The organism is Sphingomonas sp. OTU376, assembly GCF_038440415.1.
GTDB lineage: Bacteria > Pseudomonadota > Alphaproteobacteria > Sphingomonadales > Sphingomonadaceae > Sphingomonas > Sphingomonas kyeonggiensis_A.
In genome coordinates this window covers 1-8,319 of record NZ_JASATQ010000113.1, presented here as the reverse complement: position 1 = coordinate 8,319, position 8,319 = coordinate 1, and the positions used below count along the sequence as shown (strand labels likewise).

10 protein-coding genes are annotated in these 8,319 nt (G+C 67.0%); 5 read left to right on the top strand and 5 right to left on the bottom strand.

Annotated features, from left to right (window positions below):
• Positions 1 to 19: 19 nt before the first annotated feature.
• The gene (locus tag AAHM44_RS24225) at positions 20 to 676 is read right to left on the bottom strand and encodes a DsbA family oxidoreductase (protein ID WP_269574689.1); all 657 of its coding nucleotides are present in this window, start codon (positions 674 to 676) and stop codon (positions 20 to 22) included.
• Between the two features lie 198 nt (positions 677 to 874).
• On the opposite strand from AAHM44_RS24225, the gene AAHM44_RS24220 reads away from it, so the two are divergent.
• Both AAHM44_RS24220 and AAHM44_RS24215 read left to right on the top strand, forming a co-directional pair.
• On the top strand, positions 875 to 1,918 hold the full coding sequence (locus AAHM44_RS24220; RefSeq protein ID WP_342251589.1) for an alpha/beta fold hydrolase: 1,044 nt from the start codon (positions 875 to 877) through the stop codon (positions 1,916 to 1,918).
• 4 nt (positions 1,919 to 1,922) lie between these two features.
• Complete coding sequence (locus AAHM44_RS24215; RefSeq protein WP_342251588.1) at positions 1,923 to 2,456, top strand: cytochrome P460 family protein; 534 nt, start codon at positions 1,923 to 1,925, stop codon at positions 2,454 to 2,456.
• A 57-nt stretch (positions 2,457 to 2,513) separates the two neighbouring features.
• Here AAHM44_RS24215 and AAHM44_RS24210 read toward each other — a convergent pair whose 3' ends face one another.
• Entirely contained in the window at positions 2,514 to 2,870 is a 357-nt protein-coding gene (locus AAHM44_RS24210) for a hypothetical protein (protein WP_342251587.1), read from the bottom strand.
• Positions 2,871 to 3,232: 362 nt separating this feature from the next.
• Between AAHM44_RS24210 and AAHM44_RS24205 the strand changes: the two genes are divergently transcribed.
• The gene (locus AAHM44_RS24205) at positions 3,233 to 3,580 is read left to right on the top strand and encodes a hypothetical protein (protein ID WP_269574686.1); all 348 of its coding nucleotides are present in this window, start codon (positions 3,233 to 3,235) and stop codon (positions 3,578 to 3,580) included.
• Between the two features lie 95 nt (positions 3,581 to 3,675).
• Here the strand turns inward: AAHM44_RS24205 and AAHM44_RS24200 are convergent, their stop codons facing one another.
• Genes AAHM44_RS24200 through AAHM44_RS24190 form a run of 3 tightly spaced genes read right to left on the bottom strand, consistent with a single transcriptional unit; the run spans position 3,676 to position 6,177 of the window.
• The gene (locus AAHM44_RS24200; RefSeq protein ID WP_342251586.1) at positions 3,676 to 4,452 is read right to left on the bottom strand and encodes an alpha/beta fold hydrolase; all 777 of its coding nucleotides are present in this window, start codon (positions 4,450 to 4,452) and stop codon (positions 3,676 to 3,678) included.
• A 13-nt stretch (positions 4,453 to 4,465) separates the two neighbouring features.
• Entirely contained in the window at positions 4,466 to 4,879 is a 414-nt protein-coding gene (locus AAHM44_RS24195; RefSeq protein WP_269574684.1) for an organic hydroperoxide resistance protein, read from the bottom strand.
• 26 nt (positions 4,880 to 4,905) lie between these two features.
• A complete protein-coding gene (locus tag AAHM44_RS24190; protein WP_342251585.1) occupies positions 4,906 to 6,177 on the bottom strand; it encodes an epoxide hydrolase family protein in 1,272 nt (423 codons plus the stop codon).
• 185 nt (positions 6,178 to 6,362) lie between these two features.
• Here AAHM44_RS24190 and AAHM44_RS24185 point away from each other — a divergent pair, with 185 nt between their 5' ends.
• Positions 6,363 to 7,472 (top strand): redoxin domain-containing protein, encoded by a 1,110-nt coding sequence (locus tag AAHM44_RS24185; RefSeq protein ID WP_342251584.1) that lies wholly within the window; start codon positions 6,363 to 6,365, stop codon positions 7,470 to 7,472.
• 13 nt (positions 7,473 to 7,485) lie between these two features.
• On the top strand, positions 7,486 to 8,319 hold the full coding sequence (locus AAHM44_RS24180) for an oxidoreductase (RefSeq protein WP_269574681.1): 834 nt from the start codon (positions 7,486 to 7,488) through the stop codon (positions 8,317 to 8,319).

Below are 8,319 nucleotides of genomic sequence, written 5' to 3'. Positions count from 1 at the left end.
GACGTTGTAAATCAGCCGCTTACCCCAGCTGCCCGGCGATATCGCGTAGCGCCTGCTCGAACGCCTCTGGCGGCTGGCCGCCGGAGATCAGCCATTTGTCCTCGATCACGATCGCCGGCACCGAGTTGATCCCCCGGCTCTGCCAGAGCTGCTCGGCCGCGCGCACCTCCTGCGCATACCGCCCCGACGCCAGCACCTCGCGCGCCGCTGCGCCGTCCAGCCCGGCCTTCTCCGCGGCCGCGACCAGCACCTCGGGGTCCGAGGGGTTCTGCTGCTCGGTGAAATAGGCAGTGAACAGCGCATGCTTGAGCGCCGTCTGCTTGTCCGCCCCTTCGGTCTCGGCCCAATGCAGCAGCCGGTGCGCGTCGAACGTGTTGTAGATCCGGCTGTCGGCACCCATCCGCATCTCGAAGCCGAGCGCGCCGGCGCGGTCGCGGATCATCTGGCGGTTGGCGGCGGACTGCTCGGGGGTCGAGCCATACTTCCGAGCGATGTGTTCGCCGATATTCTCACCCTCCGGCACCATCTGGGGGTTCAGCTCGAACGGCTGGAAATGCAGCGTCACATCAACCACATCCCGGGTGCGCTCGATCGCCTCCTCAAGCCCGCGTAGCCCGATGATGCACCAGGGGCAGACAACATCGGAGACAAAATCGATCTTGAGGGGAATGGACATGGATGTTCCTTCTGACATTCCCCTCCCAGATGGGTTGGGAGCGGCCCGATGCAAAGTGCCCTTGCGTGCAACCTTTGCCCACTTCCCCGTCTAATACGTTCGGCCAGCCCTCACACGACCTCATAGCGACTAACGGGCGGCGCCCCGCGGGTGCACCTATCTCGGCCAGGTTCGTCACCCGCCAGAAAGGACCGAGTCATGTCGAAGCCCCTGTCCCTGCAATCCGATCGCCGCAGCTTCGTCCACGGCGCCGCCACCCTCGCCGCCCTGATCAGCGGCAGCACCGTTGCCAGCGTCGCCACCGCCACGCCCAGGGCCGGCGCCTCGCCTGCCGCCACGCCCTTCGGCCCGGTCAAGCAGATCGACGCCGGCCCGCTCAGCATCGGCTATGTCGAGATGGGTCCGGCGGACGGCCAGCCCGTGCTGCTCTTCCATGGCTGGCCCTATGATATCAATGCCTTCGCCGAAGTCGCACCCCTGCTCGCCGCCCGCGGCCACCGGGTGATCGTGCCCTATCTGCGTGGCTATGGCTCGACGGTATTCCTCTCGGCCGACACCCCGCGCAACGCCCAGCAGGCCGCGCTCGCCGCCGATGGCCTCGCGCTGATGGACGCGCTCGGCATCAAGCAGGCGATCGTCGCCGGTTTCGACTGGGGCGCCCGCACCGCCGACATCATGGCACTGCTCTGGCCCGAGCGCTGCAAGGGCCTCGTCTCGGTCAGCGGCTATCTGATCGGCAGCCAGGCCGCCAACGCCGCCCCGCTGCCGCCCGCGGCCGAGCTGCAATGGTGGTACCAATTCTATTTCGCCACCGAGCGCGGCAAGCTCGGCTATGCGAAGAACACGAATGATTTCAACAAGCTGATCTGGCAGCTCGCCTCGCCCAAGTGGAAGTTCGATGACGCGACCTTCGCCCGCACCGCGGCCTCGTTCGTCAACCCGGACCATGTCGCGCTGGTGATCCACAATTATCGCTGGCGGCTCGGCCTGGCCGAGGGCGAGGCCAAGTATGACGCGATCGAGGCCAGGCTGGCGACAACGCCGGTAATCACCGTGCCGACGATCACGATGGAGGGCGACGCCAATGGCGCCCCTCATCCGGCGCCCGAGCAGTATCGCGCCAAGTTCACCGGCCCGTACGAGTTCCGGCTGGTCAGCGGCGGCATCGGCCACAACCTGCCCCAGGAAGCGCCGGCCGCCTTCGCCAAGGCCGTACTCGACGTCGCCAGGATGGCGGGCTGAGCCGGTGCGGCGTCTCTCCACGCTCGCACTCGCGGCCGCGACCCTGGTCTTCGGGGTCTCGGCCGTGGCCGCCGCCAATCGCCCGAAACAGGATGCGGCACCGGTCTATGGCGTGACCCTGCCCGAGGGTTATCGCGACTGGAAACTGATCAGCGTCGCGCATGAAGCCGGCAAGAACAACGACATACGCGCGATCCTGGGCAATGACATCGCGGTGAAGGCTTACCGCGAGAACATCCGCCCCTTCCCGGACGGCACGGTGATCGTGCGGCTCGCCTGGCAATACCAGTCCTCACCGCGCAATGACTCTGTGTTCCCCGCCCCCCAGTCCTTCGTGGCGGGGCCGCCGACCAATGTGCAGGTCAGCGTCAAGGATTCGAAGCGCTACGCCGCCAGCAATGGCTGGGGCTATGGCCAGTTCGAGAATGGCGTGGCGGACCAGAATGTGACGCTCACCCAGTCCTGCCATGCCTGCCATGTGAAGCTCGACGCGATCGACAAGAAGGCCGACCTGGTCTTCACCAGCTACTCGCAATAACGCCGTGCGCCGGCGCCGGGGTCTGCGGATCCGGGCGCCGGATGCTATTGCCGGATACTATTGATAGCGCAGCGTCTTCTCGAACCCTTCGTTCGCCTTGGTCATCTTGGCGATCTTGCGCAGGTGGCCGCGCACATGCCGCTCGAACTTGGCATCGTCATAGATGCCGGTCTGCGGATAGTCCTCCTGCGCGATCAGTTCCTTGATCCGCTTGGCAAAAGCCGCCTGATCGTCGGCGCAGTCTCCAGCGCTTAGCGTGCGGCACGCCCATTCCTCGGCGGCCGCCTTGTCGTAGTCGTCCTGCGCTTCATAGCCGCGCCGATCCGCCGCCGCCTGGTCGAGCCGCGACGCCGCCAACCGGCGCTCGAGCCATTTGCGGACCAGCGCGCCGTCCCAGGCCTTCGGTGCAGTCATCGGCATCCCTTTTTCCACATCGAGACCGCCATGCCCGAATAGGGACCCGTCCGATACGCAGTTGATGCACAAAAAAATGCGCGCGATGCGCCGGCAGGAACAACGATATCCGCGCCATCCTGGGCATCAGGCAGGCCGACCTGGTGTTCACCAGCTACTCCGAGCGCCCCTCGGACGCCGGCATCCGGATTCACGGATCAGGGCACCGAAACCGGTCGCGCCAAATAATTCCCTAAATATAGCACCATATTGAAATGAAATTCGTGTAATTATTTGCAGCGATTTCCGCCAACACTACACTCAACGCGCCGAATCTTCGGCGAATTAATATTGTATCGAATCATTTAAATCGGAGGATTTTCATGATCACGAAGAGTTTTGCGGTCGCACTTGCCTATGTTTCCATGTTCGGAATTCACGCCGCGAAGGCGGACGATGGTTCAAGCCAATCCGCCGCCTGCTATCAGGGCGGGGCAAATTGCGCGGCAAATTATGCGGCGTATGGCTTTTCGACCGGGGTGGAATGCTTCGACGCCTGGTATGCGCCTTTCTGCCCCATTCCGGTCGACGCCGGGATCACCACCCCCTTCGAAGCCTATCAATACTATGCCAATCCCGGAAGTGATCGGTCGGGTGGTGACGGCGTGCACTATTGCAACGGCCGGCTAGGCTGCATGGACAGGCCCGAGGATCCCGACAAGCACGACTGAGCGAAATCAAGAACGCCCACGGCCGGCGACGCTGGATGCCGGCCGTGGGCGTGGGCGCCGGCGCAGGGGGCGCTGGGGATCGCCGGCGCCTCAGCTCACTGCGCGGTCGCGGCCTTCTCGATCAGGCTGGCCACCGCGGCGGCGTGCGACACCATCACGACGTGCGAGGCGCCCTTCACGACCACGGTGCCGCGCGAGCCTGCGCGCTCGGCCATGAACTGCATCGCCACCGGCGGGATGTTCTTGTCCTTGTCGCCATAGATGAACCACGAGGGCACATGCTTCCACGCCGGCGCGGTGGTCGCCTCGCCCAGCGCGGTATCGGCGATCGGGCGCTGGCCGGCCGCCATCAGCTTGGCCTCGGCCGCCGGCACGTCCGCCGCGAACTGGTCGTGGAAGCGCGCCTGGAGGATGTAGAGGTCGTTGCCGCCGCCCGCGAGCTTCACCGGCGGGGCAAGTGCCGGCGCCAGCGTGCTGCCCGGAAACTTGCCGGTAAGGCCGAGCGCGGTCTCGCCCTCCTCCGGCGCGAAGGCCGAGACATAGACCAGCGCCTTGACGTTGGGCGCGCCCTCGCCCGCTTCGCTGATCACCGAGCCGCCATAGCTGTGCCCGACCAGCACGACGGGTCCGTCGATGCTCTTCACCAGGTCGCGCACCTCATCGGCATCGGTGCGCACGCTGCGCAGCGCGTTGGGCGCGGCGATCACGGTATAGCCGTCGCGCTGGAGGATCGGAATCACCCCGTTCCAGCTCGACGAGTCCGCGAAGGCGCCGTGGACGAGGACGATGGTCGGCTTGGCAGCCTGCGCCTGGGCCACCAGCGGCAGGGCGGAAGCGGCGAGCAGCAGCCCGCCTGCAATGAGCTTCTTCATCTCAGGTCTCCTTTCAGACGAGTGCGACGACGGCGTCGATATTGCCCTTGATCGCCTTCGAGTACGGGCAGGTGCGGTGTGCCGCCTCGATCAGCTGGCGGGCGATCTCCGGCTCGATACCGGGCACGCTGACGTTGAGCCGCGCGGCGAGCGAATAGCCCTCGTCGCCGTGGCGCAGGTCGACCTCGGCATCGATCGCGAGATCGGCGGGCAAAGTGATGCCCTTGCTCTTCGCCGCGATCGCCATCGCGCCTTCGAAACAGGCGGACCAGCCGGCGGCGAACAGCTGCTCGGGGTTGGTCCCGGCGCCGGCGCTGCCGGGCACGGCGAGCTGGACGTCGAGCCGCCCGTCGCTGCTGCGCGCGGCGCCTTCGCGCCCGCCGGTGACATGGACCTTGGCGGTGTAGAGGGTCTTGGTATCGGACATCGATATTCTCCTGTGGATCGGATGGCTCAACGCAGCGGACGGAAGGCGGCGCGCACTTCCTCGGCGAAGATTTGCGGCTGTTCCCAGGCCGCGAAATGGCCGCCATTGCTGGCTTCGTGGAAGTAGGTGAGGTTGGTATAGCAGCGCTCCGCCCAGCTCTTCGGCGCGCGGAAGATCTCGCCGGGGAACACGCTCACCGCCACCGGCAGGTCGATGATGCCGCGCGCGTTGAAGTTGTTGCTGTGATCCTCCCAATAGATCCGCGCGGCCGAGGCGCCGGTGCCGGTCAGCCAGTAGAGCGACAGGTCGTCGAGGATCGCATCGCGGCCGAGCACCTTCTGCGGATCGCCGGCCGGATAGGCCCATTGGTCGATCTTCTCGTACATCCAGGCCGCCATGCCGACCGGCGAGTCCACCAACGAATAGCCGATCGTCTGCGGCCGCGTGTTCATCATCGCCGCATAGGCCGAATTGTCGCGGTAAAAGGCCACGAGCTGGTCGAAGGCGAAGCGTTCCTTCTGCGACAGGCTCGCCGGGGCGGGATCGCCGGCGGCAAGGATATGCGCGATCTCGGCGGGGACGGCCGCCGGCATGTTGAGATGGATGCCGATCAGCCCCGGCACATGCTGGAGCGCCATGCGCTGCGAGATCACCGATCCGCAATCGCCGCCCTGGCTGACGAAGCGCTCATAGCCGAGCCGCCGCATCAGCACGCTCCACGCCCGGCCGATATGGTCCGAGCCCCAGCCCGGCACCGTCGGCTTGGCGGAGAAGCCGAAGCCGGGGATCGAGGGGATCACGACATGGAAGGCGTCCTCCGCCTTGCCGCCATGCGCGGTGGGGTTCACCAGCGGATCGATCGCGCCAAGGAACTCGAGGATCGAGCCCGGCCAGCCATGCGTCAGGATCATCGGCATCGCGTTCTCGTGCCGCGAGCGGACATGGATGAAGTGGATGTCGAGCCCGTCGATCTCGGTCAGGAACATCGGGAGCGCGTTGAGCCGCGCCTCGACCTTGCGCCAGTCATAGCCGCGCGCCCAGTAGCGCATCAGCGGCTCGAGCGTCTGGCGGCGCACGCCCTGGCTGTCGTCGGCGACCGGCTGGGCATCGGCCCAGCGGGTCTCGGCGATCCGGCGCTGCATCGCGGCGATCTGGGCGGCGGGGATGTTGATCCTGAACGGACGGATGTCGCTGTTGCCGGCCGCCTGGGCCAGCAGCCGCGAGGGCAAGGCGCTCGCGGCGCCTGCCAGCGCGGCACCGGCCACGAACTGGCGGCGCGAAGGTTGATCTGCGGACATGGGCTTTTGCTCCCTTTCTGGTTGAACCCAGATTTAGGGGAATGGCGGCGCGGCGCCCGTTAACTGGAGTGATGCGCTGTTAGGCGCTGCTTGCAGCAACTAACGCGCGGCGGGCGAACCCTAACGGGCATTCCCGCGCCAGGCGCCTAGATCGGTGGTGACCCGCAAGATGAGGCAGGCACCCAATGACCTATAAACGCTCCCTAGGCTTCGCCGTCGCCGCGATCGTCGCGGCCGGCGCCACCACCGCGATCTGCTTCGGCGACGCGCTCGGGCTGGTGCATGCGCCGGCCCAGGGCGCCGAGCTGATCGTCTCCGCGCCCTTCGGCGCAACCTCACAGCCCGTCGGCGTGCTGCAGGGCGCTAAACCTTGGCTCACCCCGGTACCCGGCGGTCCCACGGCGCTGCGCGGCAAGGTCGTGCTGGTCAATTTCTGGACCTATTCCTGCATCAACTCGCTGCGCGCCCTCCCCTATCTGCGTGCCTGGCAGCAGCGCTATGGCGGCAAGGGACTGGAAGTGATCGGCGTCCACGCGCCCGAATTCGGCTTCGAAAAGGACCCCGCCAAGGTGCGCCTCGCCACCGAGCAGCTCCGCGTCGCCTGGCCCAATCTCCAGGACAATGATTATGCGGTGTGGCGCGACTACGCCAACCAGGGCTGGCCCGGCATCTATTTCATCGACGCCAGGGGCAAGATCCGCGGCTACCGGCTGGGCGAAGGCGGCTATGGCGAAGGCGAGCGGCTGATCCGCAAGCTGCTGACCGAAGCCGGGCAGAATGTCGCGGACGTGCCGGTGGCCCCGGTCCCGGCCAGCGGCGTCGAAGCCCAGGCCGACTGGGCTGATCTCGCCTCGCCCGAAGCCTATATCGGCTATGAGAAGGCCCAGAACTTCGCCTCCCCCGGCGGCCTGCGCAACGACCGGCCGTACGGCTATGCCTCCGCCGCGTCGCTGTCACTCAACCAGTGGGACCTGGCCGGAAGCTGGAATGTCGGCGGCGAATATGCCGCGTTGGAGAACGGCCCCGGCACGATCCGCTTCCGCTTCCACGCCCGCGACGCGCATCTGGTGCTCGGCGGCGCGCAGGACGGCCAGCCGGTCCGCTTCCGGGTGACGCTAGACGGCAAGGCGCCAGGCGCGAGCCACGGCGTCGATGTCGATGCGAACGGCTGGGGCGAGGTGAGGGAGGACCGGCTCTATCAGCTGATCCGCCAGTCCGGCACGATCACCGATCGCACCGTCACGATCGAGTTCGCCCGCCCCGGCGCGCGCGCCTATGTCTTCACCTTCGGCTGAGGAGTATCTACCCATGCCACGCACCTGGCTGGTGACCGGCAGCTCGCGGGGCTTCGGCCGCGCGCTGTGCGAAGCCATTCTCGACAGCGGCGACAATCTGCTCGCTACCGCCCGCGACCCCGAACAGCTCGCCGGGCTGGGAGACGGTCGCCCCGGCGGCCTCGCCACCGCCCCGCTCGACGTGACCTGCGAGGAAGACGCCAGCGCGGCTGTGGCCGAGGCGATCGCCCAGTTCGGCGCGCTCGACGTGCTGGTCAACAACGCCGGCTATGGCGATATCGGCTCGGTCGAGGATACCTCGCTCCACAGCTTTCGCCGCCAGATCGCGACCAATCTGTTCGGCACGATCATCATGACCAAGGCGGTGATCCCGCACATGCGCACCCGGCGCAGCGGCCATATCGTGCAATTCTCCTCGGTCGGAGGCCGGCTCGGCGCGCCGGGCCGCGCGGCCTATTCGGCGGCGAAATGGGGCGTCGAGGGCTTCTCCGAAGTGCTCGCCCAGGAAATGAAGCTGGTCGGCGTGCGCGTGACGATCGTCGAGCCGGGCGGCTTCCGCACCGATTTCGCCGGTTCCTCCACCACGCTGGAAGCCGGCCGCGCCGACTATGACGCGGTAGTCGGCAATGCCGCCCGCATGCAGGCGGCCTATAACGGCAAGCAGCCGGGCGACCCGCATCGCGGCGCCCGCGCGATCCTGGAAGTGGTCCGCTCGGATGCACCGCCGCTCCGCCTCCCGCTCGGCAGCGACGCGGTCGACGCGATCGAGCGCGGCGACCGGGCGCGGCTGGAAGAGCTGGAGCGCTGGCGCACGCTCAGCCTCTCCACCGATTTCCCGAAGGATTAG

Excerpts from the sequence above, each read along its gene's own strand:
- AAHM44_RS24225 (WP_269574689.1), bottom strand. The coding sequence starts at position 676 with ATGTCCATTCCCCTCAAGATCGATTTTGTCTCCGATGTTGTCTGCCCC.
- AAHM44_RS24220 (WP_342251589.1), top strand. The coding sequence starts at position 875 with ATGTCGAAGCCCCTGTCCCTGCAATCCGATCGCCGCAGCTTCGTCCAC.
- AAHM44_RS24210 (WP_342251587.1), bottom strand. The coding sequence starts at position 2,870 with ATGACTGCACCGAAGGCCTGGGACGGCGCGCTGGTCCGCAAATGGCTC.
- AAHM44_RS24205 (WP_269574686.1), top strand. The coding sequence starts at position 3,233 with ATGATCACGAAGAGTTTTGCGGTCGCACTTGCCTATGTTTCCATGTTC.
- AAHM44_RS24200 (WP_342251586.1), bottom strand. The coding sequence starts at position 4,452 with ATGAAGAAGCTCATTGCAGGCGGGCTGCTGCTCGCCGCTTCCGCCCTG.
- AAHM44_RS24195 (WP_269574684.1), bottom strand. The coding sequence starts at position 4,879 with ATGTCCGATACCAAGACCCTCTACACCGCCAAGGTCCATGTCACCGGC.
- AAHM44_RS24190 (WP_342251585.1), bottom strand. The coding sequence starts at position 6,177 with ATGTCCGCAGATCAACCTTCGCGCCGCCAGTTCGTGGCCGGTGCCGCG.
- AAHM44_RS24185 (WP_342251584.1), top strand. The coding sequence starts at position 6,363 with ATGACCTATAAACGCTCCCTAGGCTTCGCCGTCGCCGCGATCGTCGCG.
- AAHM44_RS24180 (WP_269574681.1), top strand. The coding sequence starts at position 7,486 with ATGCCACGCACCTGGCTGGTGACCGGCAGCTCGCGGGGCTTCGGCCGC.